The organism is Halorubrum depositum, from assembly GCF_007671725.1.
Lineage (GTDB): Archaea > Halobacteriota > Halobacteria > Halobacteriales > Haloferacaceae > Halorubrum > Halorubrum depositum.
Map to the genome: position 1 here is coordinate 665,102 of NZ_VCNM01000001.1, position 23,948 is coordinate 689,049.

The window sequence follows — 23,948 nt, forward strand, 5'->3', positions numbered from 1 at the left end:
ATGAGACAGGCACTCCATCCGCAGTTCAGACACGTTTCGCAACCACCCTGAGGGGCGATTCGGGGGTTCTCACATCCACACGGTGCGGCTTGCTGGTGACTCTGGTTCTGGTTCATAGCTTGTGATCGCGGATGATGGTCGCTTCAGCGGCAGTCCACTCGTGGAGAGCTTCATCGACGGGGACGAATCGCTGAGGGTCGTCGCCCATCTCGTTTGAGAAACGCCCGCTCTCGTAGTCCACGAGATTAAATTCGAGCAGGCGGTCGTTGTCCGTCTCCTCGATCACGATTCGAGTGACACCTGCTCGGCGGAGCAATCCGAGGGTGGATTCGCTGAACGAATACCCACCGCCCTTCCGGTAGAAGTGCTGTTTCTGCTCGCCGTCTTCCCAATAGGGGTGGCGCTTCCGCTGGCACACGATACAGTTCTGGTCGCGGTTCGAGGGGCCGAGGAACCCGACAAACTTCTCGGGGTTGTCGGGATACCGGAGCGGCTGGATTTCTCGAACGACGAGCGGTTCTACATCGGTAAAGTCGTGAAGTGTGCTACTCATTTTCTCGTTGTCGTTCCCGCATAGTCGCGTCCTTCGCTATCTCCAAGCAGAACGGGCAGAGCGACTTACCGGGTATTGTCTCTCGTTTGTCGCATTTTCGGCAGTTCGTCATGTCTCTGGATTCGTGCCGCACCGCCAGCGGATGCTGACGGCATTTCGACCGAAAACAGAGAATCAGAGAACTACGCCCAAGACGGCTCACGGCCCCGGTACTCGCGGAGCCATTCGTCGTATTCGAGCGTGTCGTCGCGGTAGAAGTACGCCCGACCGGGGAAGGGAATCTCCTCGTCCGGCCCGATACACAGCTCCTCCCGAGAGGGAGGGTGGGCCTTCCGGTCGGTTTCGAGAAGCGACGGGGTTTGTGGGTGTTCGATCTCCCGCCGTCGACGGTTCAGGAACGCCGAGTCAACTCTTTCGTCGTCGTTCCACGATTTCAGGACGTTCTCCATCGACCGCTCGATGCGGTCGTAGTAGTTGTAGCCGTCCTCTCCCCACTTATCGCCCTGCCACACACTCCCGAATTGAGCCGCTTTCAGAGGCGAAGCTGTATCGACTGAGTGGACGGGGACGTAGTGGGATAACTCGAATTGTCGGTGCGGGCTACCACCGAGGATGTGAACGCTTCGGCAGTTACGGTACTCCCATACAGGCCACGGTACACCACCAAAGCGGTCTTGAGCGGGGAGTCCGACGCGGAACCGAGAGGGAATACGGTCGGGTTTGACTCCCTTCGGAACCACGATAACGACCTCTGCGTGACGGCGAAGCCGGTCAGCCTTAGCAAGAGTAGAATTGAGGGAAGATTCGTTCTCAATATCAGGCGCAACAGCATACTTCGGCTTCTCGCGTTTCACCACATCGAGGTGGGACTCCCACTTCTGGTCGAACGATAGATCATCTTGAAGGAACGGCCAATCGACGAACTCCACCGGAATCTCCCTCGGTGGTCGGGCTTTCGTGCTTTCCATCCCCACGAGCGAGCCACCACGGTAGGCCGCTCGGGGCATATCCTCGCCGCCGCAGGACGTGACTATAACATCAATTCGGTTGGGTGAGCTGGAGCTGTCGCTGGTCGATGCGTACTCGGTGAGACTCATTAGGGAATTATCGGCTACTTCAGGCTGTGTGCGTGCTGTGCGTAGAGGGTATTGCGGATAGTTTCCGCCTGCTCCGCTTCCTCGTGCTGTCTCACCACACGCTTCATCTGAGCGTACTCGGTAAGCATCGAGGCGAGGTCATCGAACGATTCGTTGTGCAGGACGAAGCTGAGGTTTCCTTCGGTCATTTTCGGTTGTCGTATTCGTATCGCAGGTAGTCGTAGATCGCTCCGAATCCGTAGCTCAGGACGAGAACGCCAAGCGGAATCAGGCAGAGTCGGAGGAAAATTTCCGCTTTACTCATCGAACCCGAGCTGGTCGGGGATTTTCGTGTTCCCGAACGGGGCGCACCCCGTACAGTAGACGACTGAGGCGGTCGCCCCACGGTAGCGGGCGCTCCGTCTCTGAACCACGTAGTAATCCTCGTTACACTCCGGGTTCAGGTAGTTGAACTCTTTACCGCACTTCCGGCAGTTATGAGGGAGATTGAAGTCCATTAGTAGGGATACCAGTTCTTCGCCCGCTTGTGGTCGGTTATCTCATCCTTCGGCTTCGTGCTACCATCTGGTTCAGCGAACCCGTGGTAGCCTTCCCCGCCCTTCTTCCCCCACGTCGAGGGGCAGTCGTCGTAGAAGAAGCACTTGCCGTGCCCATAGTGACAGAGCGGGCCGGTGTTTAGCTCGTAGTTCTCCATCTCGGGCTTCATCTGCATCCCGAGGACGGCCTTTCGGATGATGTGTCGGCGGTCTTCGTCCGGGTAGGGGGAGACGACCAGCTCATCCTCCTGTGGATAGTAACCAGCGACTCCCGCGATCTCGTAGTCGAGTTCGTTCTCGAACAGCCAGCCGTAGAACTCTCCTTCTAGGTAGATTCCCTTATGGCGGTACTGTTCGTCCTGAACCTTCCCGGTCTTGTAGTCCACGATAACCACGCCCACGTCGGCCTCAATGCCGGGGACAGTCGCGGCGTGAAGCAGAGCGTCGGCGTACCCCATCCACGGGAGGCTCCCGATAGGAACATCGTCGCCTTCGAGTCGGCCTTCGACTTCGACCCCGAGGGGGAGCCACAAATCGAGTGCTTCCTCGGTACTGTCAGCCACATCGAGGGCAAGCTCCCATCGGGTATCCTCGAACTTCCAGAAGTTCTCGATATGTGGGTGAAGCCATTGGGCGTAGTCTTCCCACGGCCCCATCACGTCGGCGTACCACTCGGGGCGCTCGCCGTGTTCTTGGACGTACTCGATCAAGTTCTCGTGAAACGTCTCGTAGGCCCGGTGAATCTGACTCCCCTTCTCGGTGTGGTAGGAGCCGGGCGTCCGGTTGTCCATCCAGTAGAGGTAGAGGAACTTCCTCGGGCATTGGAGGTACGTCTTGATTCGGGACTTCGAGATGTGTTCGAGTCCGTTCTCAGCGTTATCGTCGGGAACGGTGAGGTCGATTTCCTTACCGTCGTCTGTGAGTGCCTTACTCATTGATTTCTATTTTTTCGAGAATCACGTCGTACCACCCACTCCCCGGCTGTTCAACGGCGGCGTACACCGAGCCGTCACCGAACACCGGGTAAGAGAGAATATACCACGTTCCGTCTCGGTCGTCTTGGGGAACCTGCGTGAGAAGTTCCTGCTGACCGTTCCGTACTTGACCGGAGACGATCTCCACCGTCACCTCCGCATCGAGGTGGGCGGGCGCTCCGAGCGTGTCGTCGTTGATGTGGAGCGTGAGCCGGTCGTGAAGGTTGACGCTCTTGAGCGGCTGGCACTCGGACTGAGAGACGACGATGGTGGTATCCTCCTCGGATTCAACGTCGCTCTCGGCCCATTCCATCAGACGGACTTGCTGGCCGTCGTCTCCCTCCTCGATGTTGTAGACCGCTCCCCGGTGGTGGAGAACGTCCATCACGTCGTCGGGAACATCCCCGTAGGCGAAGATCGCGCTCGGGAAGGGAGCTGACCCGTCCGTATGCTCGAACTTGAGTCGACCCTCGATAACGCAGAACACCTCGGCTTCGACCGCGTACTTGTGGAACCATTGCGTACTCGTCCGGTTCGGAACCAAACAGAGAACATAGTCCACGTCGTCACGCTGAGCCTCGGTGCTGGCCTTCTTCATCCAGTCTTCTATGTCCGAATACGGCGGGTTCATCCACACCGACCCGAACCACCGTTGAGCGAGGCCGTCGTCGTCTATCGTGAACCGCTCCCGACCGATGGGTTCGGGTTCACATCCAGAACAGGGGTCGAGATCGAATAGGCCGCCGTTCGCCCGCTTCAATTGCCGAGCGAGTTCAACAGGAGTGCCGCGTTCGTCGTTGCCGGATTCGTAGTGCGCCTTGTTTTGAAAATCCCTACCTCCTTCAGTCGATTTGTTCGTTGTCTTCCGGTTCGTACTCATCTTCGAGGACGGCGACGTGTTCCGTAATGTCCATCGCGTGAAGCTCACCGTCGCGCTTCTTGAACTCAATCACCGCTCTATCCTGTGACGCCGCTCGACGAAGAATGTCCATCAGAATATCCTTCGTTTCGTCGGGGAGTCCGACGCTCACGAGAACAACGCCTCCGCTTGCGTCTTCATATGGCGAGGCGTCGGGTCGAACACGCCCTCCCACTTTTTGTTCGTCTCTCGAAACTCTACTATCGACCGCTCGATTTCGAGTGCGAGCGCGTCGATCTCATCGTGTAGGTCTTGGTCTTCTTCGTCTGTCATCGTCGCAAGTTGCTGGCGAGGTTGACGTAGCCGAGTCGGTCACGATAATCATCCTCGTGGTAGTCTCCGCCCTGCGCTCGGGCGAGCTTGAACAGTTCCATCATCTCCCCAACGTCGGCGTCCTTCAACGTCAGGTCGCTCCCGTACTCCGTTGAGAGGTAGGTCGTCCACCATTCAGCGATTCGACCAAAGGAGTCTTCGGCAGAACCGTGGGTTTCGGAACGGCCCTCGATGATTTCCTGCGCTTCTTCGAGAAGTCTCCCGTTATTCACTCCGTCCATGTCGTACTCGGTCGTATTTGATTTCCTCCACGTCCATTCGGTCGTGATCGGTCGGTTCCTCACAGACCGGACACTCCATCACGGTCTGCTCACCCCTGTCTCGCTGGCTGATTACGTCCGTCTCGAACTCCCCGCACGCCGAACAGCGATAGCGGAAAGCGTCCTTAATACCGCGAACTTGCGACCGGACGATTCGACCACCCTGAATCTGCTTGAGTTCGTTCTCGTAGTAGAACTTGACTGTCCCATCAGGGAGGCACATCGCATCGACTACGTTCTCGTACTCTTTGAAGTTCGAGAGGTTTCCGTCGTCGTCAACCTGAGCGAGATGGATGTTGTGACTAATTCCGTCTGTTCCAAAGCTCATCATAATGAGGTCGTGGTTACTCGTCGTCCGGTGCGAAGTACCCGGAGTGCTTGCCGTCGCGTTCTCCGAGTAGTTCGAGGTCGCCGCGCTGAAGTCTGAGGTAGACGCCGAAAGCAGACTCCTTCATCCCCTCCAGAATCTCTGTGAGCTGTTCGTCGTCGTCGCCTTTCGCCATCAGAATCCGCTCATCGAGGGCGTTGCTCAGCTTGAGCGCCCCCGACTTGTAGGCATCAAGCTCTTGGTGAGCTTTCTTGATGTCGCCCACGAGGTCGGAGAGACGTTCGTTCTCGCCGCCGATCTCCACGGTCGTCTCGTTCATCAGGCGTTTCAACTCCTCAGTCTTCTCTGTCGGGTCAGTCACTTCCATAGTATCCAGATTGGGTGTCAACTCTCCCCGCCGCTTTGGGGTCGTTCACGATTTCGTAGGTCGGTCGCCCGTCGTCGCAGATAAGGCCGCACTCAGGGCACACCGGCTCCCCGGTGTCCATCTTCCGAGCGGCTTCCTCACAGTCCGGGCAGTAGAGGGTTTCCTCTGTCACTTCCTTCTTCAGAACAAGACCTCTCGCGCACTCGTGAGCTACGGGAATGAACTCGTCGTAGTAGCCCTCCATCAGTTCGCCGTCGATCTCTCGTCCGGGGTGGTAGCATCGAAGGTGGGTGGGCATCCAATCCGCCTCGGTTTCGAGGGCGAACTTGTGGAGCGCCCAATAGTCGTGGATTCCGGGGCCGCTCTCGATAGTAGTGGTGTCAGCTCTTGGCTTTCCGAAGAACTCGTCTTTGTTTTCCATTTAGTGTCCTGCTGGTCGCTACTGCTAAGACTCGTTGAGCGGTTCTTAACTCTTTGTAAAAGACTCGTTGTTATGTCCTTGAGTCTTTAGGGCTGGTACTGTACGTCGTAGAGCCACGTCAGGGGAAGGGAGTCAGAGACGCCGTGAATTGTCGCACCGGGCATCGACCACTCGGAGATCGACTCCTCGAAGTCGCCCGGCGGCTTGATAGAACCCGAGCGAATCACGGGGACGTTCATCACTCGGTCAACACCCTGCGTGTGGTAGTGACCAGCGTAGGCAATGTCGAAACCGTGCTGAAGGAGCCACCCTCTCCAGTCACGCTTCGCCGCCGCCGTTCCGATGTGTTCCGCCGCGTTCTGCCCGTGCCGGATGTGAGCCTTGTGACCCCGAATCTCGAAGTTCGTGAAGCCCGTGCGGTCGTTTCGGATGAAGGTGATATTGTCGTACTCCGACGCCCGAACAACCGCATCGAGCATCCGGTACACAATGTCGTCACCGTTGGCCTGCTGACTCGAACCGTTAATCCGAATCTCGCCGTGGTTCCCGGTCTGACACACCACCTGAACGGCCTCGAAGTTCTCCGCGAGAATCCGAATCTGCTCGAAGTGAACCTGCGTGGCAATGTCGATCTGCTCGTTCAGGTTCAGCTCCATCTCCCACGCTTGGCCGAGGTAGATACCGGAGCCGGTGATGATGTCGCCACCCATTACGTAGTGAACCGTGTGGAACTCCCATCCGGCCTTTCGCTGGCGCTCAATCAGTTCGAGCGTCTTCTGCGTCCGGTAGCGAATCCGCTCCAGAGCGATTTCGGTGTTGAAGACCTCGTTTCCGAACTCGTCTTCGAGAACGTCGCCAATGTGGTCGTCCGTGACGTGAATCACCACGTCTTCTTCACCGCCATCCGAGAGAGGGACGGCGCTCACGGCGGGTTCCGTGTTGTTCAGCACTTTATCGAGACGACGGGAGAGCGACCCGGCGGCCTTGTTCAGCCGCTTGGTCTTCGTCGCCTTCGTGGTCGAACCGTACTCGCGGGTGCGGTTCTGGTTCGTCGGGTGTTCCTTCTCCACGTCCCGCATATACGCTTCGACCTTGCCCCCGTCGATGCGTCTTTTCGCAAGCGGAGCGCCCTTGCGCTCGATACTGCTGATGTGGTCGCGGGCGGTTGACTCGGAGAAGCCGAACTCAGTAGAGAGGTCAGCGTAGGTCGAAGGGAGGTAGTCGATGATTTCCAGTTCGGTGGGTGTGAGGTTCTGTTCGTAGTTCATGTAGGTACGTATTCTTCGTCGTAGATTCGGCAGGTTTCGTCCGAGTGGTCGTTCATTCCAACGCAGAACTCCCCGCCTGCGTCCCAAACATTCTGACAGACAAACGGGCCTTCATAGCGAGAGATGAGGTCTTCCACCAGCGAGCGCGTCGTGTTTTCGTCGTACCCCTCGATGGGGCGAAAGAAGTTCACGATCACCTCGATGGGAACCTTCTTCTGAATCAGCTCCTTCATCACGTTAATCTCCATAACGCGACTCTCGGAGCCGTACCCGTAGGAGTCGTCACGCTTGATGAACTCCATAATACAGGGCTTGTTCGCAACGAGAAGCGGAATGTCGCTTACCTTGATTCGGTCGTTCGATTCCTCCTTGTAGCGTTTCACCGCCTTCGGGTCTTTCACCGACCCACGGCGCTCGCTGTACGTGCTGTCACCACCGCTGGCGTTCCGCACTTCGAGAGCTACTTCCCGGCGTCCTGCCGCTGATGGCGACCGCTCCTTCACGGGAACGGGCCGGGGGCCGCTGGTAAGTTCCAAGTAGTCGTCCGGCGTGAGGTCTACCAGTTCCTCGATGCTCACCGGAACACACCAACTCGTTTCATCCCGATGCTCAGCGCCGGGATGGGGCGTGTTGGGGTGTCGGACGAGTCGTGCGAGGTCGGAGCTGTCAACGTCAACCCACGGGTCGATGTTGATTCCGCCCGCGATCTCGTCCAGTTGCTCTATCATCTGGTTGCCGTACTTCTCAAGACCACGCTTGAACTGCGTGTACGACCCGTTGGCTACGTCCACTTCCTCGAAGTCGAAGAACAGGTGGATTCCCTTGTGACCGGACAGGGAAGCTCGCCAATGGTCTTGTTTCCCGCCGTCGATGATTGCCTCAGCGACCAACTGAACGCGAATCAGGAGGTCACTCATAGAGCGTTTCCACGCATCGAGGGTTCGGTTCCGTTCGCGGTACTCGGAGTCAGCGGGAACGTCGAAGTCGATGAAGATCGTATCTATCTTCGGGATGTTGTCCCCGTCGTCGGTGTGCCCCCGAGGGAAGGAGTAGGTGGATACGAACCCGTCCTTGCCTGCGCGACCTGCCTCAAGAAGATTGCTTACCAGCTCAACTCGATTGTTCGCCGGTTCTTGTATCCTAAACCGGGTACTCACCCGTCGTGGAGCGTCCGGCCCCACGTCGGGACACCAGACTTTCGATGCTTCCCATAGAAGCTTCTCGTGATTTCCCATTTGTGTGAGTGGTCATTCGTTGCACCTCGCGGCGAAGCTCGTACATCCCGAACTCTGACAAGCCGGACAGTATTCGGCAACGCCACCCGTGCTGGTTTCGCAACAGCGGCACGTCCAGCGTCCGTTCATCCGAGCGTCCCGCCAGCGAAAGCTCCCTCGGCGTCGGGTTCATCCTCAGCGTCGTCAGACCCGCCGTAGAGGTCTTGGGAGAAGACGTCTTCCTCCTGTGACTCAGCCTCCTCGACCTTATCTTCGAGAATGTTCTGCTTCGTGATGTTCAGCTTCTCTCCGGTGAACGGATGGGTCACGAACAGCCCCTCGCCTTCGCAGTACCGCTCGATGTATTCCTCTGCCACGTCGCCCGGCAGGGCCTTCCGAGCGGTTTGCTTCGTGTCTTCGACCATCTCCGCCCAATCGAGAGTCACGTCCCGGCGAGCTTGAGCCGCGAACTCGGACGCTTTCCACATCACGGGGTTCTCGCTCTGGTCTTTCCGCACGTAGCCCTTCGTGAGCATATTGTTCAGCGCGGAGTGAACGTCGCGGTTCGTGATGTTGAAGCCCCGGTCGCGCATCTCCATCTGAATCTCCGCCTTCGAGTAGCCGTCGTTGGTGTCTCGAAGCATCGATAGCATCTCGAAGTCGATCTCGCGGAGGTTCAGCGCGGAGAGAATCATCTGCTCACCGAAGATACGCATTGCGTACCAAACGTCGGCGGGCGTGATGAGAAGCGTAGCCGTCTCCGGGCGGTCGGGGAGTGCCGGAGTCATTCGGTCTTTGTAGTGGAACAGGGCCACCGACCGGCAGAAGTCCAGCAGTCGCGGGAAGTCCTGCCGGGCCTCTGTGAAGTGCTGAGGGAGCGGATTCTGATTGTTCAGCGCAACCGAGACGGGGTTCAGCGTCCCGCCGTTCGGCCCTTCCTCGGACGCGAACATCTTGACGGGGATGCCGGAAACGTACTCCCGAATCTCCTCCCGCTCCTCCTCGGTGAAGTTGTATTCGACGAGTCCCGCTTCCTGTCGGGCCTGCCGCTCGTTCACCTTCTTGGTCAGCTCCTCGGAGGCGTCGATGGAGACGACCAGCGCCCGGTTCCGTAGCTCGGGATAGTCGTTGAGATCGACCTGCTCGTTGTCCGAAGCCACGAACAGCACGAAAGCGTCCGGGGGCTTCAGCTCGAACGACTCGGTTTGACCGCTCGTACCGAGAGCGCGGGAGTGGGTTGCCGACTTGCCCTCCCCGTGGCGCTTCATAATTTCCTCCAAGTGCTGTTTGTCTTGGAGAGTCGCAATGTCCGGGTAACGGTGGACACGGGCCGAGTTCATCTGGTCTTCCTTCATGTAGAGGTCGGTCTTCGAGGTGGAGTCGGGGACTTTGAACACGAAGTCTCCCTTCGTGCAGTAGTCCGCCGCGTCCACCACCATGTCCTTCCCCCCACGCGAGAGGCCGGTCATAGCGACGAACCCTCCGTTGAACCACGAAAGAAGGACGGTCTGAAGGGTGTCTTCTTCCCCCATCAGCCCGAAGTCCTCTTTCATCAGCGTCAGGTCGTACAGGTTCGGAATGTAGGTGTCTTCCATCTGGTTGAGAACAGGGATGTGCATTTCTCGGACTGCGTTGCATACGCCTATTTCATGTCCTGAGTCCGGTTACGATACTTCTTCATCGAGCGGGAGAACAGAGCCTACTCGTCCGACTTGCGGACGTGCTTCTCCCACCGCTCCATAATGCTCCTCTCGGTGGATTCCCACGCAAGTTCTTCCAGCGCCTCGATCACCTCGTCAACGTCTTCGTCGTCAGGAACCTCGGCGGTGAGGAACGTGTGGGCCGTCGCTGGCTCATACTGACCGAGCTGTTTCTTCTTGTCTGTACCGACCTGTACCTCTGTAACGTACTGCTTGGCGTCGTCCTTGTCCATCTTCAAGAATTAAAAGCGTTCGTCCGAGTCTTTACATCCGAGACTCGATCTCGGCAATCACCGCATCGAGGTCGTACTCGGCGTCACCGACTTCACCAGCGACGAGCTGTTCGACGTTCTCCGGGTTCGTCTCGCCCGTGTTCGCCATGAAGTCGATGATCTGGTCGGCGGCCTGCGGGACGCCCTCGGGAAGCTCGTCGTCGGAGCCACCACCGAGGGAACCGCCGCTCTCGTCGCCGCTGTCGCCGTCAGAGGAACCACCGTCGCCGGAGTTGGCGATGGTGATACCGGCGAGGGTGTCGGCGTCGAGAACCTTCGCGTCCGTGTATTCCACGTAGTCGTCTTCGCTCTCCGCGTCGTCCGGCAGGAAGCCGTCCTTGTAGTAGGAAAGGATGATACGGCGGCCTTCGAGGTCGTCTCGAAGCTCGATAGCGTCCTCGTCCAGCCAGTTGTAGTTGTCGTCCTTGTCGTCAACCACGTCGTGACCGGCGGGCGTGATGACCTTGGCGAAGGTGCGGTTCTTCGTTCCGTTCGAGAGCCACAGCGTGCAGTTGCCGAGGCTCACCGGGTCGTCGCCCTCCTGAACGGTGTCGGTCAGCTTGTACGTGAAGTCGTTGCTACCGAACTGCTCGTTGTGCCGGGAGGGAACTTCGTCGCCGCTCACGTCTTCCGTGAGAGCGCCGTTGTCGTCGGTGGCGAACCAAGTGTCCCACCCAAACACCTTCACGGTGTCGTCGTCAGGGTCGCCCGGCGACCGCTCCATCACGATGCCGTCGATCACCTCCACGTCGTCGGCATCCACGATGAGGGACTGGCCGTACTGCGACCCGGTGTATTCACCGAGACGCGAAATCTTGAACGAGATGAAGGCGTAGTTGTTCATCTTCAGGGACAGGCGCTCCTCGAAGTCGCCGTCCGCGCCGCTCTGGTTGTTGGTGCTACCGCCGCTGTTGTAGTCGGTGTCGAAAAGGCTCATTTGTTGAACGTAGGTTTCTCTGGTTCTGGTCGTCGGTCAGTACGGAGCCAGCTACGGCATTGTATTTCTCGCCGTAGCGAAGCGCCGAGGACAGGACTCGAACCTGTGGCTACCTGATTAACAGTCAGGCGCTCTACCAACTGAGCTACCTCGGCAAGAGAAAGTGAGGGTTGGGCGCTCGCCCCTACTCTATTAGATGTGAGAGCAAGACTTAAAGATGCCTATTTGAGTCTTAGAAATCGTCGGGAGGGATACCCCGCTCGATGAAGTTAGTAGCAAGGGGAGAACCACAACCGGGAGAGATAGAGAGAGTAGACATTATTTGTCGTAGCGGTTGACCCACGTAGAGAGGTTCTTGACGGTCAGCCCGTCCGAGCGAAGATCATCAGCAAGAGAGTAGACGGCATCGAGAAGATTAGAGTCGTTCCACAAGGCGGGATAATCGAGAGAAACAATATCCACCTCATCACCGTCACCGAAAGGTTCGATAGTCGCTTCGAGGTCGCCGGAAGCTCGCGTGTACGCTTCCATCTTACTCCATATCACCGAGAGCGTCGAAGTCCACGACGACCGTACCATTTACTCGGACACCCGGAGCGGACTGCCCGGCCAGCTCGAACACGTCGGCCACCTTCTCGATACCGAACGCATCGAGCAGGTCGAAGAACTCTGTCGAAGCATCCTCGATACCATCGGGAAGATCGAACTCCAAGTCAGCCGGGTCGGGGCCGTTCTCCGTGTACGTGGGAATGACCACGTAGAGGTCTTCGGTCAGCTCACCTCGGTCGATGAGTCGCGGCTCACCGAGCGTGACCTGAGCCTCGAAGCCGGAGTCCGTTCTCTCCGCGATAGCGTTGAAAACAGCCTCAGCCCCACCGAGATCGAGATAGTCGAAGTCGTCGTCGTTACTGCCGAACAGCCGGTCGAATAGTCGGTTGAGATAGAACATTTCTCTGGTTCTCTTTCCAGCAGATAACCGCCGCTGGCGCGGCTTAGGTAGCGTAGTACCAATCTCCCCTATGACCAAGGGGAAGCGACCAGCAGGATTTGAACCTGCGTCTGTGGATTCTTTTCTTATCCGGCCACGTTTCTCACCGTGACCCGCCCACCGTGTTTGCCACTCACACTATGGTCGCACGAAACAGCCACCGCAGAGCGGTAGCTGGACACCAACGAGTCAAACAATGACAGGACTCCGCCAAGCAAACGAGTCGAGGGGCCACCGCGACCTCCTCACTCTAATAGACGTGGCACTATGACTTAAAGATGCCTATTCGAGTCTTAGAGCCGGGGCAGTCAATAGCAAAGACTTAAGCGGAGAAACTTCGTCTTTGTAGGCATGGCTAAGACGAAACATAAGAATCAGGAAAAAGTCGTCAAGTGTCCCGTGGAGGGGTGCGACCACGAGGGCCTATCCCGAGGGATGCACCTTCACGTCCGTCAATCGAGCGGCAACGGTCACGGCCCCAATGGAGATGTCCCTGACGGCTTAGATTTTAGTAATCTGGAAGTAGTTGGTACTCGGGAAGTTGAAATGGATTACCCCTCTGAACGCAAAGGCGAAGACGTAGCCCGCCTCTGCCCCTTCTGCCGACGCCCGTTCAGCGGGTATCAGGGAGTGATGATTCACCTCGGACAGATCGCCGGGAAGGAGAACCACCCCGAGGACGCCACCGAGATAGTCGATAAAGAGGACTGCCCGGTTGCTCACGTCGACGAGAACCGGAACGTCGTCGAGGTTATTGAGGAAGGCGACCCTGAACTAATGCCGTCCACGGAAGACCGGCGAGATGGCTCCGTGCCGCGAGCTGAGGTGATTGCCTACATCGAGTGGGCTGAGTCCAACGACCACCTCACGGCGGCGAACAAGGCCCGCGAGATGCTACTCTAAGTCTCGATCTCGTCTCGCCACTTGTTCGAGAACACCGAAGTCTCGTACTTCCACTTGTTGATGGACGGGTCTTTCCGGTACAACTTGTTCATCGCTTTCACGATCTCGTAGAAGCCCTGCTTCGAGAGATGTTCTCCCTCGGACACCGGAACCACTATTTCACCCATAAAGATGCTCAGTAGCTCGTTCTTCTGGATGATGTAGGGAGCCAGCGGGCTGAAGAACGAATCGAGATCGTCAGCTCCCGACACCACGAACGACATAGTGGATTGCAGGTCTTTGATTTCCCACCGGATTCCCTGTTCCGTGCAGTATTCTTCAAGCATCCCGAACACGACCGTCTCCGGGTCGCTACGGTTCAGCTTGAACGTAGGCTCCATCCAGTAGTCCGTCTTGTAGTCGTCGTCTTCTTCTATTTCAACCCGGAAGCGGCCTATCGAATCGACTACTCCCGAGAGATACGCTACGTCCGTCTCTTTCATACCACCCATCTTCGGGGTGGCCTATGTTAATGTCATTCATTGTGCTGTCTTCAAAGACTTATAATCGGCATCTTTAAGTCCTTAGTTCCCGTCTATTAGAGTGAGGAGTTCTTCCGAACGGCTACTAACCAGTATAGTACCTACTCTATTCTAACTACTCTGATAACACTCAGTTAGCTAAAGAGACTCGATGTAGTGAACTACTCTTAGTAATACACTTAGTAGTTATACTCTTAGTTATACTGTTAGGTCAGTTATCGGGGAACTCTACTCTTGAGATGATCTTCTATGGAATCCCCAACAGAGAAGCAACCACCTGACGCAATCACCCCGGATACAGAGAACGCAACGTACTTCGACCCAAAGGAGCGGAACGGCGAACCAGACAAATTCAAGCGGCTAATGCTCTACAACCGGGGCACTTGGCTCGGCCCCGGTGAGGAAAACAAGAAAGTCACACACCGGCAGGACAATCTTGCCATCCTCGATTCGCTGAGCGGCCAACTCGAACTTACGCCCTTCCAGAAGGGGAAAGCACGACGAATCTTCGATGAACTCGATCTCCAAGACCTCGGCAAATCGGCTTCCCTCATTGCTTTCGGCGTTTGTGCTGTCGTTGCTAACGACGATGTTCACGATGGTACTCGCTACTGGCCGACCTCGAACGACACCTGCGGCTTGTTCGAGAACATCGCTGGCAACCTCGGGTTCACCGAGAACCAGCAACTCAGCGCCATTCTCACCATCGAACACCGGAGGGTCGAATGACCGAGTTCACGATTCTTCGGGACACCCGAGAACACGAGGGCCACGGGTACTGGTTCGAGGATTACCCCGTGAAGGTGAAAGAGAAGAAGCTCCGAACCGGGGACTACGCCGTAGAGGAACCGGGCTACTACGGCAAGCACGGAACCTACGTCCCGCCGTTCGCCGTCGAACGGAAGGCGAAGGGTGACTTCCTTAACTCCATCACTCACGAACGCGACCGCTTCGAGCGGGAGCTGAAGCGAGCTGATGATTGGGAAGCCCCGATGCCGGTAGTGGTGGAAGCCCCGTGGCTCGATTTCACGCAGGGCAATTACTGGCGGAACATCAATCCCAACTCCATCATTGGGACGGTCGAAAAGTGGCCGGGCTACTACAACGTGGACTTCTTCTTCAAGCCCACAGACTCAGACGCAGAGCAGTTCACCTACGATTTCCTCAAGTGGTGGAACAACCGAGGGTGAACGTCCACACCTCTGCCGACGAGTTTCTGCTCAAGCGTGATCGAATTACGATGCTGTAAAAGGCGCGTTTCACACTCTATACTACTGACATTCGGCTTCTGGTTGTTTATCATACGTGGATAACTCCACGACTTTTCCGAGAGTCAAAATCACTCGGTCGGTCGAACTCAGTTTCTCGTAGAAAACAAGAGCGGGACGCAGAACTTCGCGGATATTCTTTCTATGGCTGTTCAACTGCTGATCGACGAATTGCGACATTTGCTATTTCGCTAACTATACTTTCGGAAGGCGTTACTCTACACTCGAAGAACGGCAGACTGCGCGGCTTCGAGCGCAGAGACAGCTTCATCGAGATAATCATCACCGTCGTAACCGGCTACGTCGACGTGTCCTCTCACGAGGAAAAGAACGGTTAGAACGTCAGAGAAGCTTCTCATTTTCAAGTTGCTTCTCAATTTCTGCACGTCGGTCTTCGTTACGATTCTCCGCGATTGCCTTCTGGAGAAGGAACACGGGAAGCAGTACGATCACTCCGATGAACATAGCCCCGAACACAGCGAGGCCGCTCACCAGCTCATTCACGACTCTCCTCTACCCACGAGATTGCCGTAGCAAGGGCGCACATCATTTCCATAAACCACGGCCCGGCTTGGGTCGAGTAGACCGGGTATCCGTCCTCGATATACTCGTCGGGCGTCCCCTCATTCACAATCTCGAAGTCTCGAACGACGATATTGTATCCCTGCTCGGGGTTGTCGTTCTCCGGGTAGACCTCCACCTCAACGCACTTTTCGTAGCTGATGAGCCGAAAGTCGTACCCGTTGCCTCCGATTGGGCAGTATTCCCAATCGTACTTGGTGAGATCAGGGCCGACGTGGTTGCCGGTCGTGTCAGTCTTGACCGCCACTACAACCACCCGAGGTCTTCCGCAATGTCCTCCCCGAGCCTCGCCTTTCGGTCAGCGGCGTACTCATCCTGCTCGATGCTTTCGACAGCCGCGAGCCATGCTTGGCGGGCTTCTTCCTCTGTGATTATTGAGTCGGCGTTATCGAGGCCAAGCTCACGAACGTAGTAGTCGTAAGTTTCTGCGATTTCGGTGGATTCGTCACCCGTGTTCGGAGCGTAACCTGCCGCGACAGCCGGGCAACAGCATCCACCAATTGTGTCCTTTCCGTAAGCGAAGTTTCGGTTTTGCGTACTCATTCTTGGGTGTAGACCACTTCATAATCGTTCACTCGAACCCGAACGTAGCCGTCGCCGTACTCGTTGGCGGGGTCAACATCGAGGTAATTGAGGTCGCCGTTCCGGTCAGCTCGTTCAGCCGCGATCAACGCTTCCTCATACAGCCACTCGATGAATCGCCACTCGTTGTGGTGGTCTTCTTCTGACGCGAGGTAGGCCACGTCCGGCTCACCGTCGCGGAGCTTCACGACGCGCTCTACGTCGCACCGGAACGTCCGAGCCTCCTCACACTCCCATCCCTCACCGTAGCGACCCTCCGCGTAGTGGCAACGCTCGTGGAAGATTGCCGCACCATCTTCCAGAATCGGGTTGTCCACGTCCCCCGGATACCACTCGTGGTCGTGGGAATGATCGGGAGCGTTCCACGGCGCTCGTGGGTCGCCAGCCGACGTTCCCGGTGGGTAATTACTCACCGTACACCACCGGGGCGATTGCGAGGTACTTCTCCGAATCCTCGGGGTGAATCACCGCGATGAAGTTCCACTCGGGGTGGACGTAGATCGCGTCCTTGTTCTCCCGAAGGTCGATGTCGAAGAACTCCTCTGCCTTCTCGAAGTAGTCCTTCTGAATCCGGGTCTTCACCGTGGCATCCTCGTCCTCCACCGGCCACAGATCAACTACCTCAGTCTCCCCGGCGATTATGTCCTGAATGACCTCAGGGTGTTCCGATGCGAGAGTGTAGTCCCACGTTATCCGCTTGTTCTTCTCCCTCAGGTCTTCGCCGTAGGTTCCGAGGCAGACCGTGTTCTCGTCGTTCTCTATCGCTCCTTCGAGCGTTTCGGTGTTCGCGCTTCCGAACAGTTCCTCGAACTTCTCCTCATCAGTTTGGATTGTAACACTCATCATTGGTTCTCTAAGTCTTTACCGCGAAGTTCGTACAGAGCCTTCACGAACTCCGTCATATCATCGAAGCTACTCCGCTCGACTGTCTCGCCGTCGTAGTACGACGATTGGTTGTCTCGAACCATATCGAGGCAGTCGTCGCACAGCCCGTTCCGGGGGCCGGGCGTCTCGTTGCCACACACCGAGTAGTATTCACACTCCCAATCCTCCGGGCGGGGTTCCTGCCGGGTGTTGTGAGAGGTGTGGGTGGTATCTACTCCGAGCTTGTTCATCCAGTAGGAGATCGTCCCGGCAGAACAGCCGAGTTCGTCCCCCATCTCGGACTGGTCAAGCCCCTCATCGTGGTACATCTCGCGGAGAACTTCCGCGTCCTTCCACGGTTCTTCGTCGGGGATTTCCGCCCCGAAGTCAGCGAGCGTACTCATTCTATGATGCAGTCTTCATCGGGTTCATTCGCTCGTTCCCCTCCATCCAGTAGGTCGGGAAGGGGTGAGTCGGGAGTAACAAGTCGGGCGGACATACCGAAGCTAACCGCACGAGGTTGACGCCCTGCTCTTTCGGATTGCGCCACCTTACCACCAGCCCTCGAAGCCCATTACCTGCCGAGCGAGATTGTCAATAGAATCCCGACCGCTGAGGAACAGGACGTTCGACACCATCTGCTTGATCGCATCAAGTCGGGGGAACACCGCCTCCCGAATCTCAATCCACTTGTTCACTACTTCCCGAAGGGAGCGTGATTTGTCGTAGAACGCCGCCACCAACTCGGCAGAGAACTGCCGGGCGAGGTTCCACGCTTCGAGCTGTTCGAGGTAGCGACCACGTAGCCCGTTGTTCATACCCGAACCTCCGGGGCGTGTTCGGGCCGGGTCGCGTTGATGCGGTACTCTCCGAAGACTTCGAGCAGGACTGCTTGGTTGTTGTAGTCGGCGCGGCTCCATGCTTGGTACAGGTGGCCGTCCCACAGCGCCGTGAAGAAGTGGCCGCCGTAGGGGGTAAACTCCTCAGCGTTCTCCTCGGTGAGCGCCGGGCCAACGTGGTCAGTCCCCCGGACGTACTTCTTTGCTTCCTCCAGCGCGGAGTTGCGGTACACCTCCTTTCCGTCGTCTCGATCTCGCTCCATCGTGGTAATGTCGAACTCGCACACCTCGATGAGCCGTTCGTCAGCTCCGGCCCACCGGAGTAGGCGTCGTTCGTGGTCGGTCAGGTCGGGCGTCGGGTCGTTGAACTTCGTCAGGTCTTCCATTACTTGTGTCTCCTAAGACTCGGAGTAGTGTCTATAAGTCTTTGCTGGTTCTGGTCAGCTCATCAAAGGCCGGGACGACCAACTCCCGACGACGGGGGCCGCTACCCCCGTTTCGCCATTACTCCTGCCACCAACGACGCTCGATATTGATTATCTCAGACACGTCTCGGCGGGGCTTCGACTTTCCACGTCGACGCCAGCACGCCTTCCGGCGGAGCGAGTAGAAGTATTCGTAGTCGGCTTGCTCGATCTTCTCAATATCTTCTCCTTCCATACTACCGTAAGTGACACCGCAGGCTGGTTGCCGCGCTATTCGTCGTCGCCGTCGTACTCGAACCAGAACTTCACTCCCGCACCCTTCCCGGTTAGAGTAGCGAAGTCGAACGTGAACCCGAACTCCTCCATCGTCTCCCGCTCGCTACCCATCACGAGGTGGGAACACGGCTTCCCGTCGCTGTCCACGTAGGGATGGAACGGAATCAGGAGCATCTGAACGTCTCCCATCTTCCCCACCCGGAGGTGGCTCAGCTCACGGAACCGCTCGGGAAGCTCGTCGAGGATTTCCTTCTCGATCTCGTCGTAGTCCGGCTCGGTCGTGGTCGTCTCGGCGTTGCTGTCGCTCGTCGTCGTACTGGTTTTCGTACTCATTTGAGTTACTCGCAGAGGATTTCGTCAGCCCGCTCTCCGTAGACCGCTTCCAAGTGTTGCCAATTCGGAGGGTCGGGATTTTCTTCGAGAGAGCAGTTCACGTCTTCGACGTACCGCTTAGCAACCGCTTCGAGGGTTTCGTCCTCCATATTCAGCTCTCGTGCTACGAAGTCGATTCCACAGAAGTCTCGACCGTCACTCGCCAATTCCCATAGGACGTGCGCTCGGTCGCCCTGTCGGGCTATCTCCTCCAGCTTCTCCTCCTCGGTTGCGTCGTTGAACGTCGTTATCTCACGATCTCGTTCCCGGCGAGCGCAGACGTTATCGAGGAACAGCTTGAGAGAATACTCGGGAATCTCCCGGTCGGCGTTCCGCACCGCGACTCGTGGACTGATTACCTCGAACGGCTCACCGTCCGGGTCGTACACTCGCCACTCATCGCCACGGAGACATTCGAGAGTGTACGTCACCGGCTCCGTCGAGGAAAGGTGGATGTAGTAGTCGTACTCGAAGCGAACTCCCTTACCGTAGATCGGCCCTTCGAGCAGGTTAATCGCTTCACCCAAATCCTCACGGGTTTCCTCGATGAAGCGGAGCTTCGTGATTACGTCGTTGTAGAACCCGGCGAGGGCAAGTTGTTGAACAGCCTCCTGCTGGTCGTCCGGGTCGTTGTAGTATCGCTCTCCTCCCTCGTTGTAGAACCCCTCCTCGGCGTGGTAGATCACACACCGCTGGTAATATTGAATTAGCTCGTGGTTCTCCACGGCGGCCTCAGCGATAGCCCACAGGGGAATCTCGTCGGGAAGCTCCGGCGGGTCGTAGGCTGGAGTCCGAATCTCCTCAGACCCTTCCAGCGCGTAGTCGTAGTACCGCTTAGCGGTAGCCTGTGCCTCTCGGATGTAACTCTCGAATGAATCGTACTTGTTAGTCATAGTAACGCTGGAACAGCCGCTCCTCCGTTTCCGCCACGTCGCTTGAAGAAATCTCGAAGAAACTCTACCACACTTCAACCCCCGGAGTGTCCACGTACAGCGGGCCGATTAGCTCGGCAACTTCGCTGAAGTTCTCCGGCTTCACGATGAAGCCCCGCCAAGCGAGACTGAACTTCCCGAGGTCGCGCTCTTGAAGCTCGTCGTCGACGACTCGGCAGATGTGTTCGTTGTAGAGCCGGGGGATACAGAAGAATCCCTGAGGGAACTGCTTGATCTCGAACGTCGTCGGCTTCTCCTTCACCAGCGAACCCCATAGGTGGGTCTTCTCCGGGTCGCCGCCGTGTTGGGACACCCACATTTGGGTCACGAGGCTCCGGTAGCGTTCGTGGTGGTGGAGAGCTTCGAGATTCCTCCGCTCTTTCAACGCATCGAGGGTGTCTATCTCATCGAGATGAGCCTTCAGGTCGTCTACCACGAGGGCCTTTGCGATGTTCTCATTCAGCTCCTTCACAACGCCGTACAACGTCTCCGAGTATCGGTTCCGTTCTTCGACGTAGTTCTCGATCTTCGCCGGGTTCAAGATGAACCGCCGGTAGTAGGAATCGACCTTGTTGAACGAGGTTGTGTAGAACTGCTCGATGCGTCCGAACTCTGTGTCCCACACCTTCGGGTCGTTCTCGTTGGCGGCCTCGAAGTCGGGGCGCTCACGGTAGATCGACTTGCTCTTGCCGTTGAAGATTTCCCGAATCCAGAACTCGTCGTAGAGAGGCATCGGGTCGTCCGGGTCGGTCAACTGACCGGCCTTCCATACCGGATGAACCGGGTCGCTCGGCTTGAGCCGCGTTGTTCCGACGTGTTTGTTCTTCTTTAGTTCGACCAGCGATGCTCCGGCCTTCGTCTCGATAGCAGTTGGAACGCTCATTTTGAGTCTTTAGGAGTTACCGGGTGATTCGCCGCGCCGCCATTCCACCGACAAGTCGCTGGTGGTGCTGTCCACAGAGGATGAACCGTCCGGTGTCGTCCTCCGCAATCCGCGCTCCCTGATAGGGGCAGGGGTCGTCGTCAGTCGCTACTGTTCGTCCGTGGTGACACATCTCGTCGCCGTCGTAGTGTTTGAAGTCAACCATTAGTGGGAAGTCTCCTCGTGAAGTACCGCGCTGAACATATCGTTCCGGTCTTGCCACCACCGCTTCCAGAGGCAACGGAAGTTGCTACACCGGACGCCGTAGGAGCGTTCTTCGACCGTGCTATTACACCGGGGGCAGTTCTTCGGGTAGTCGTCGTGTGGTTCCATTACTGAGTCACCTTCTTCGCACAGCTCCGGCAGTAGTACCGCTTGTCCGGGTCACTCGGGAAGGCGATTCTCCAGCCGCCGCTCTCCTTATCCTGAGTGACCGGGGTTCCGTTCAGCCGGGGGCCGCCACATCTCTCGCACTCTAAGGCCACGTCCCACCCCGGAACTCTATGAAGCGCCCTTCGTCGTGGTCGTAACCGCCGGTCAGTCGTCGGTGACAGTCCCGACACCGCCACTTCGATCTCATTCCCCGACCGGCGAGCCACGTCCGATTCTCGTGGTCACACATTGATAGGCAGCTCCAGAATCTCGGTCGTTCGGAAGGGCTTGCTCCGGTCTTGTCCCTGAACCGTGGACTCGATAACGACCTCCGCCACCTTCTCGTGGGGATAGTCCTTAGCGAACACCCCGGAGTCTTCGAGCCTCGATGCGACTTCCCGCCGCGTTTCGAGAGGGAGCTTGTTCGGCTTGAGGTGGAACATATGTCCACCACGGGAGTCGTTCTTCGGTCGGGCTATCACGTCGTGGGTCTTGGTGTGAGTGACACTCATCGGTTCTTAGGGTGGAAGATGTGGTTCTTAGGATATTCTCGCTGAGCCGACCAGCCGAAGGACTTGAGCCACACCGAGAGACAGCCCTCGCATAGGAAGACGGTCATATAGCCGCCGTTGATGCCTCCGGTGTAGTCGCTCAGCACTCCCTTCTCACGACCGCCTCGACCACATTCCGGGCAGTAATCGTCGTGGTGGTATCCCTCGAAGTGAATCCCCGAGGGCATCGACCGGAAGGGGTTGTCGTCGCTTGCGTGGGGTGGCTCGAACGTCTCGGTATCCACTCCCCACGTTTCCACGAGGGCTTCCCGCCGCTCGACTCCGATTAACTCCTCGCCGTCGTCGTTGGTGGGTCTAATACTCATAGTTGCTTCCTTGAGTCTTTAAGCCGAAGTCTTCGGCATACCGCGCTCCTCGTACAGCTCGGTGTAGGGAATCGACGCGATCTTCTCGCGGTGCTTCCACCACCCGAGTCGGAACCCCATCACCGTACAGCTCTTGAACGGGGTATCCTCGATATAGGGGTCGCCGTCGAACCACGGGTCACGAGTGTCGAACCCCGACGTGTCAATAAACACGTAGCAGTCAGCGTCGTGAGCCTTCCCTGCCCCGATTACGTGGAATCCGTCGTCGCTCGCTCGCTCAGCAACCTGTCGAAGCTGATTCGACACCTTCTCCAAGAGAAGATTGCTCCGCTGTACGGCGGTTCCTCCCCGGACTTCCTTGCTCGGAAGGTAGACTCCGGGCCGCCGAAGGCCACCTACCTCTTTGAAGCCGTCGCCGTGGGGGTCGCTCATCATCTGAGTGAACTCCCGGCCTTCGAGGACGATAGTGAACGCTCCTATCTCGTCTCCGACGCCGTATTCCATCAAGATCGCCTTGTCGCTCATCGCGTCCATCTTCTCGGCCCTCAGGCACTTGTCACAGAGCCACCGGCCACGGCCTCGGTTTTCAACTGTTCCGCCGTAGACTCCGCACTCCTCACAGCCCGGCATTACTCATCCTCCGGCAGAAGGTCGCCGTACTTCGTCTTGCTCCGCTTGCTTCGTTTCTCGGCCTTCTCGATGCTCTCGATCTCGTCGTTGGTGAGGGTGTCTTCCAGAGTAGTCATTCGTCTTCAACCTCCTCGATGGGGAGAACCAGCGGTTCTTCGTCGGTGTCTATCGGGTCTTCCGACCAGAAGAACACACCAAACGTCTCGGAGTCGTATTGGTGAACGTCGTAGGCTTCGGTGTAGTTCTCGTCGTCGTCAAACGATTCGTTGAACGCCACGACAGCATCCACGTCCGACTCGGCGGTGACTATGATCTCGTAGCGGTTCTCTCTCGTCGGGTGGTCGGTGAATCCAATAACTGACATTCTCACTCCACGATGTAGTGGCCGTTCGGCGTCTCGTAGACCGTGCCGGGCTTCACGTAGTCGTCGTCCTCTGCCATAACCTCTCGAACCGCGATTTCCAGAATATCCATTATGCGTATCCTGCTTGATAGACCGCTTCCGCTTGCTCGAAGTCCGATTCCTCAGCGTCGGTGAACACCTCAATTTCCACCACAGCGAGAGGATAGCCCTCGGTATCTACGATGAAGTTCTCGTAGAGAATCCATCGCTCACCGAGTCCGAGGTCTTCCTCCAGAAGCTTCGTCGCCGCGAAGATAGCATCGAGGTCGTCGTCTTCGTCCACCGCATACTCGGCGGCGAACACCGGCAGTCTCTCCTTCAGCTCCTCGATTACGTTTTCGTGGTTCATCCTTTGATTATCTGGAGTCCCCGATTCGCTTCGAGGACGTGTTCCGCCGCTTCCTTCGAGGGGAACGACTCGATGATCTCGAACTTCGCTACCGGGTCACTCCCTACGTCTTCTATCACCGGCTCTGTCGGGTCGATTAGATGGTATCTCATACCGTCAGCACCTCAGGCTCCACCTCGTGCTTCGGTTCCGCCGTAGGAGCCAAGCTTAGCTTGGGGCCGGTCGGTTTCCTCGTAACCATCACGGCTCCCGCCGCTGGTGGCTCGTCGTCGTCCCCGCCGTCCCTCGGGTCGATTTTCAGAATGGGGTTCGCGTTGCTCTCGTCGTCGCTTCCACTCTCGGTATCGTTCTCGGCGGATTTGTTGGGCAAGAATATCACCGCTCATCGTTGAGGGCTTCCTTTGCTCGGTTCACCGCAATCGTAACTTCCGTCGCATACTCCCCATCGAGGTGGGGGAGCGACGGCTCTATCTCGTCTATCATCGTTGCGAGAACCATCCGGTCGACTTCGACAGTCCCACTCATAGGTGGGCCACCCGTTCTTCGGGAGTGTTGAAGCCGTCCTGTTCGTCGATGTTCAGACCGGGAACGTCTCGGTCGTCGTAGCTGGCCTTGTCATTCATCTCCGGGTCGTGGAAGTCAGGGTAGTAGTTGTCGTACATTT

The 23,948-nt window shown here is 57.3% G+C and carries 44 protein-coding genes, 2 tRNA genes and 1 other RNA gene; 3 read left to right on the forward strand and 44 right to left on the reverse strand.

What is annotated here, in order from left to right:
- Positions 1–112: 112 nt before the first annotated feature.
- The 21 genes from FGM06_RS03420 to FGM06_RS03510 form a co-directional block, all read right to left on the reverse strand.
- Entirely contained in the window at positions 113–553 is a 441-nt protein-coding gene (locus tag FGM06_RS03420) for a hypothetical protein (RefSeq protein ID WP_144797560.1), read from the reverse strand.
- Between the two features lie 182 nt (positions 554–735).
- Positions 736–1,650, reverse strand: coding sequence for a DUF6610 family protein (locus FGM06_RS03425; RefSeq protein WP_144797562.1), 915 nt, complete (start codon positions 1,648–1,650; stop codon positions 736–738).
- Positions 1,651–1,664: 14 nt separating this feature from the next.
- Positions 1,665–1,838 carry a hypothetical protein gene (locus FGM06_RS15945; RefSeq protein ID WP_186310956.1) on the reverse strand — a complete coding sequence of 58 codons (174 nt, stop codon included), beginning with the start codon at positions 1,836–1,838 and terminating at the stop codon, positions 1,665–1,667.
- A 108-nt stretch (positions 1,839–1,946) separates the two neighbouring features.
- Positions 1,947–2,147 carry a hypothetical protein gene (locus FGM06_RS03430; protein WP_144797564.1) on the reverse strand — a complete coding sequence of 67 codons (201 nt, stop codon included), beginning with the start codon at positions 2,145–2,147 and terminating at the stop codon, positions 1,947–1,949.
- A complete protein-coding gene (locus FGM06_RS03435) occupies positions 2,147–3,121 on the reverse strand; it encodes a RecB family exonuclease (RefSeq protein ID WP_144797566.1) in 975 nt (324 codons plus the stop codon). Before FGM06_RS03435 ends, FGM06_RS03430 begins: the two co-directional genes overlap by 1 nt.
- Positions 3,114–4,040 (reverse strand): DNA N-6-adenine-methyltransferase, encoded by a 927-nt coding sequence (locus tag FGM06_RS03440; RefSeq protein ID WP_144797568.1) that lies wholly within the window; start codon positions 4,038–4,040, stop codon positions 3,114–3,116. Before FGM06_RS03440 ends, FGM06_RS03435 begins: the two co-directional genes overlap by 8 nt.
- Positions 4,003–4,191 carry a hypothetical protein gene (locus FGM06_RS03445; protein ID WP_144797570.1) on the reverse strand — a complete coding sequence of 63 codons (189 nt, stop codon included), beginning with the start codon at positions 4,189–4,191 and terminating at the stop codon, positions 4,003–4,005. The genes FGM06_RS03440 and FGM06_RS03445 overlap by 38 nt, the downstream gene beginning before the upstream one ends.
- Positions 4,188–4,352: a hypothetical protein gene (locus FGM06_RS15950; protein ID WP_186310957.1), complete on the reverse strand. Its 165-nt coding sequence runs from the start codon at positions 4,350–4,352 to the stop codon at positions 4,188–4,190. The genes FGM06_RS03445 and FGM06_RS15950 overlap by 4 nt, the downstream gene beginning before the upstream one ends.
- Entirely contained in the window at positions 4,349–4,633 is a 285-nt protein-coding gene (locus FGM06_RS03450) for a DUF6378 domain-containing protein (protein WP_144797572.1), read from the reverse strand. Before FGM06_RS03450 ends, FGM06_RS15950 begins: the two co-directional genes overlap by 4 nt.
- The gene (locus FGM06_RS03455) at positions 4,617–5,003 is read right to left on the reverse strand and encodes a hypothetical protein (protein ID WP_144797574.1); all 387 of its coding nucleotides are present in this window, start codon (positions 5,001–5,003) and stop codon (positions 4,617–4,619) included. The genes FGM06_RS03450 and FGM06_RS03455 overlap by 17 nt, the downstream gene beginning before the upstream one ends.
- A gap of 13 nt (positions 5,004–5,016) precedes the next feature.
- Positions 5,017–5,319 carry a hypothetical protein gene (locus tag FGM06_RS03460; RefSeq protein WP_206668652.1) on the reverse strand — a complete coding sequence of 101 codons (303 nt, stop codon included), beginning with the start codon at positions 5,317–5,319 and terminating at the stop codon, positions 5,017–5,019.
- Positions 5,320–5,353: 34 nt separating this feature from the next.
- On the reverse strand, positions 5,354–5,788 hold the full coding sequence (locus FGM06_RS03465) for a hypothetical protein (RefSeq protein WP_144797578.1): 435 nt from the start codon (positions 5,786–5,788) through the stop codon (positions 5,354–5,356).
- Between the two features lie 86 nt (positions 5,789–5,874).
- Entirely contained in the window at positions 5,875–7,056 is a 1,182-nt protein-coding gene (locus tag FGM06_RS03470; protein ID WP_144797580.1) for a hypothetical protein, read from the reverse strand.
- On the reverse strand, positions 7,053–8,291 hold the full coding sequence (locus FGM06_RS03475; protein ID WP_144797582.1) for a hypothetical protein: 1,239 nt from the start codon (positions 8,289–8,291) through the stop codon (positions 7,053–7,055). The genes FGM06_RS03470 and FGM06_RS03475 overlap by 4 nt, the downstream gene beginning before the upstream one ends.
- Positions 8,292–8,416: 125 nt before the next feature.
- Positions 8,417–9,865 (reverse strand): hypothetical protein, encoded by a 1,449-nt coding sequence (locus tag FGM06_RS03480; protein WP_206668653.1) that lies wholly within the window; start codon positions 9,863–9,865, stop codon positions 8,417–8,419.
- A gap of 104 nt (positions 9,866–9,969) precedes the next feature.
- On the reverse strand, positions 9,970–10,203 hold the full coding sequence (locus FGM06_RS03485) for a hypothetical protein (protein WP_144797587.1): 234 nt from the start codon (positions 10,201–10,203) through the stop codon (positions 9,970–9,972).
- Positions 10,204–10,234: 31 nt separating this feature from the next.
- The gene (locus FGM06_RS03490; protein WP_144797589.1) at positions 10,235–11,179 is read right to left on the reverse strand and encodes a hypothetical protein; all 945 of its coding nucleotides are present in this window, start codon (positions 11,177–11,179) and stop codon (positions 10,235–10,237) included.
- An 82-nt stretch (positions 11,180–11,261) separates the two neighbouring features.
- Positions 11,262–11,334: transfer RNA gene (locus FGM06_RS03495), tRNA-Asn, on the reverse strand.
- A 163-nt stretch (positions 11,335–11,497) separates the two neighbouring features.
- Positions 11,498–11,710 (reverse strand): hypothetical protein, encoded by a 213-nt coding sequence (locus FGM06_RS03500; RefSeq protein WP_144797591.1) that lies wholly within the window; start codon positions 11,708–11,710, stop codon positions 11,498–11,500.
- Between the two features lies 1 nt (position 11,711).
- Positions 11,712–12,128, reverse strand: coding sequence for a hypothetical protein (locus FGM06_RS03505; protein WP_206668654.1), 417 nt, complete (start codon positions 12,126–12,128; stop codon positions 11,712–11,714).
- 83 nt (positions 12,129–12,211) lie between these two features.
- Positions 12,212–12,315: transfer RNA gene (locus FGM06_RS03510), tRNA-OTHER, on the reverse strand.
- Between the two features lie 203 nt (positions 12,316–12,518).
- Between FGM06_RS03510 and FGM06_RS03515 the strand changes: the two genes are divergently transcribed.
- Positions 12,519–13,070: a hypothetical protein gene (locus FGM06_RS03515; protein ID WP_144797593.1), complete on the forward strand. Its 552-nt coding sequence runs from the start codon at positions 12,519–12,521 to the stop codon at positions 13,068–13,070.
- On the opposite strand, the gene FGM06_RS03520 is transcribed toward FGM06_RS03515, so the two are convergent.
- Positions 13,067–13,552, reverse strand: coding sequence for a hypothetical protein (locus FGM06_RS03520; RefSeq protein ID WP_144797595.1), 486 nt, complete (start codon positions 13,550–13,552; stop codon positions 13,067–13,069). The genes FGM06_RS03515 and FGM06_RS03520 overlap by 4 nt on opposite strands.
- A gap of 288 nt (positions 13,553–13,840) precedes the next feature.
- Between FGM06_RS03520 and FGM06_RS03525 the strand changes: the two genes are divergently transcribed.
- Both FGM06_RS03525 and FGM06_RS03530 read left to right on the forward strand, forming a co-directional pair.
- Positions 13,841–14,320 carry a hypothetical protein gene (locus tag FGM06_RS03525; RefSeq protein WP_144797597.1) on the forward strand — a complete coding sequence of 160 codons (480 nt, stop codon included), beginning with the start codon at positions 13,841–13,843 and terminating at the stop codon, positions 14,318–14,320.
- The gene (locus FGM06_RS03530) at positions 14,317–14,781 is read left to right on the forward strand and encodes an ERCC4 domain-containing protein (RefSeq protein WP_144797599.1); all 465 of its coding nucleotides are present in this window, start codon (positions 14,317–14,319) and stop codon (positions 14,779–14,781) included. The genes FGM06_RS03525 and FGM06_RS03530 overlap by 4 nt, the downstream gene beginning before the upstream one ends.
- Positions 14,782–15,201: 420 nt before the next feature.
- Here FGM06_RS03530 and FGM06_RS15955 read toward each other — a convergent pair whose 3' ends face one another.
- The 22 genes from FGM06_RS15955 to FGM06_RS15970 form a co-directional block, all read right to left on the reverse strand.
- Complete coding sequence (locus tag FGM06_RS15955; RefSeq protein ID WP_186310958.1) at positions 15,202–15,363, reverse strand: hypothetical protein; 162 nt, start codon at positions 15,361–15,363, stop codon at positions 15,202–15,204.
- Positions 15,356–15,688 carry a hypothetical protein gene (locus FGM06_RS03535; RefSeq protein WP_144797601.1) on the reverse strand — a complete coding sequence of 111 codons (333 nt, stop codon included), beginning with the start codon at positions 15,686–15,688 and terminating at the stop codon, positions 15,356–15,358. Before FGM06_RS03535 ends, FGM06_RS15955 begins: the two co-directional genes overlap by 8 nt.
- Positions 15,688–15,984, reverse strand: a complete 297-nt coding sequence (locus tag FGM06_RS03540; RefSeq protein WP_144797604.1) for a hypothetical protein — start codon at positions 15,982–15,984, stop codon at positions 15,688–15,690. Before FGM06_RS03540 ends, FGM06_RS03535 begins: the two co-directional genes overlap by 1 nt.
- Complete coding sequence (locus FGM06_RS03545; RefSeq protein ID WP_144797606.1) at positions 15,981–16,436, reverse strand: hypothetical protein; 456 nt, start codon at positions 16,434–16,436, stop codon at positions 15,981–15,983. Before FGM06_RS03545 ends, FGM06_RS03540 begins: the two co-directional genes overlap by 4 nt.
- Positions 16,429–16,869 (reverse strand): beta/alpha barrel domain-containing protein, encoded by a 441-nt coding sequence (locus FGM06_RS03550; RefSeq protein WP_206668655.1) that lies wholly within the window; start codon positions 16,867–16,869, stop codon positions 16,429–16,431. Before FGM06_RS03550 ends, FGM06_RS03545 begins: the two co-directional genes overlap by 8 nt.
- Positions 16,866–17,291: a helix-turn-helix domain-containing protein gene (locus FGM06_RS03555; RefSeq protein WP_144797608.1), complete on the reverse strand. Its 426-nt coding sequence runs from the start codon at positions 17,289–17,291 to the stop codon at positions 16,866–16,868. Before FGM06_RS03555 ends, FGM06_RS03550 begins: the two co-directional genes overlap by 4 nt.
- Positions 17,292–17,438: 147 nt before the next feature.
- Positions 17,439–17,705, reverse strand: coding sequence for a hypothetical protein (locus FGM06_RS03560; protein ID WP_144797610.1), 267 nt, complete (start codon positions 17,703–17,705; stop codon positions 17,439–17,441).
- The gene (locus FGM06_RS03565) at positions 17,702–18,112 is read right to left on the reverse strand and encodes a hypothetical protein (protein WP_144797612.1); all 411 of its coding nucleotides are present in this window, start codon (positions 18,110–18,112) and stop codon (positions 17,702–17,704) included. The genes FGM06_RS03560 and FGM06_RS03565 overlap by 4 nt, the downstream gene beginning before the upstream one ends.
- A 49-nt stretch (positions 18,113–18,161) precedes the next feature.
- Positions 18,162–18,230, reverse strand: an RNA gene (locus FGM06_RS03570) — hammerhead ribozyme type II.
- A gap of 191 nt (positions 18,231–18,421) precedes the next feature.
- Positions 18,422–18,760 carry a hypothetical protein gene (locus tag FGM06_RS03575; protein ID WP_144797614.1) on the reverse strand — a complete coding sequence of 113 codons (339 nt, stop codon included), beginning with the start codon at positions 18,758–18,760 and terminating at the stop codon, positions 18,422–18,424.
- 5 nt (positions 18,761–18,765) lie between these two features.
- A complete protein-coding gene (locus tag FGM06_RS03580) occupies positions 18,766–19,692 on the reverse strand; it encodes a hypothetical protein (protein ID WP_206668656.1) in 927 nt (308 codons plus the stop codon).
- Between the two features lie 64 nt (positions 19,693–19,756).
- Positions 19,757–20,614, reverse strand: coding sequence for a hypothetical protein (locus tag FGM06_RS03585; protein ID WP_144797616.1), 858 nt, complete (start codon positions 20,612–20,614; stop codon positions 19,757–19,759).
- A gap of 16 nt (positions 20,615–20,630) precedes the next feature.
- Positions 20,631–20,819: a hypothetical protein gene (locus FGM06_RS03590; RefSeq protein WP_144797618.1), complete on the reverse strand. Its 189-nt coding sequence runs from the start codon at positions 20,817–20,819 to the stop codon at positions 20,631–20,633.
- Between the two features lie 448 nt (positions 20,820–21,267).
- Positions 21,268–21,468 carry a hypothetical protein gene (locus FGM06_RS03595; protein WP_206668657.1) on the reverse strand — a complete coding sequence of 67 codons (201 nt, stop codon included), beginning with the start codon at positions 21,466–21,468 and terminating at the stop codon, positions 21,268–21,270.
- 65 nt (positions 21,469–21,533) lie between these two features.
- Entirely contained in the window at positions 21,534–21,902 is a 369-nt protein-coding gene (locus FGM06_RS03600) for a CynX/NimT family MFS transporter (RefSeq protein ID WP_144797622.1), read from the reverse strand.
- Between the two features lie 18 nt (positions 21,903–21,920).
- A complete protein-coding gene (locus FGM06_RS03605; protein WP_144797624.1) occupies positions 21,921–22,532 on the reverse strand; it encodes a hypothetical protein in 612 nt (203 codons plus the stop codon).
- Positions 22,533–22,644: 112 nt separating this feature from the next.
- On the reverse strand, positions 22,645–22,896 hold the full coding sequence (locus FGM06_RS03610) for a hypothetical protein (protein WP_144797625.1): 252 nt from the start codon (positions 22,894–22,896) through the stop codon (positions 22,645–22,647).
- Positions 22,897–23,005: 109 nt separating this feature from the next.
- Positions 23,006–23,284, reverse strand: a complete 279-nt coding sequence (locus FGM06_RS03615; RefSeq protein WP_144797628.1) for a hypothetical protein — start codon at positions 23,282–23,284, stop codon at positions 23,006–23,008.
- On the reverse strand, positions 23,281–23,436 hold the full coding sequence (locus tag FGM06_RS15960; RefSeq protein WP_186310959.1) for a hypothetical protein: 156 nt from the start codon (positions 23,434–23,436) through the stop codon (positions 23,281–23,283). Before FGM06_RS15960 ends, FGM06_RS03615 begins: the two co-directional genes overlap by 4 nt.
- Positions 23,433–23,663, reverse strand: coding sequence for a hypothetical protein (locus FGM06_RS03620; protein ID WP_144797630.1), 231 nt, complete (start codon positions 23,661–23,663; stop codon positions 23,433–23,435). Before FGM06_RS03620 ends, FGM06_RS15960 begins: the two co-directional genes overlap by 4 nt.
- A complete protein-coding gene (locus FGM06_RS15965) occupies positions 23,660–23,809 on the reverse strand; it encodes a hypothetical protein (protein WP_186310960.1) in 150 nt (49 codons plus the stop codon). The genes FGM06_RS03620 and FGM06_RS15965 overlap by 4 nt, the downstream gene beginning before the upstream one ends.
- Positions 23,806–23,946 carry a hypothetical protein gene (locus FGM06_RS15970; RefSeq protein ID WP_186310961.1) on the reverse strand — a complete coding sequence of 47 codons (141 nt, stop codon included), beginning with the start codon at positions 23,944–23,946 and terminating at the stop codon, positions 23,806–23,808. Before FGM06_RS15970 ends, FGM06_RS15965 begins: the two co-directional genes overlap by 4 nt.
- Positions 23,947–23,948 lie beyond the last annotated feature (2 nt).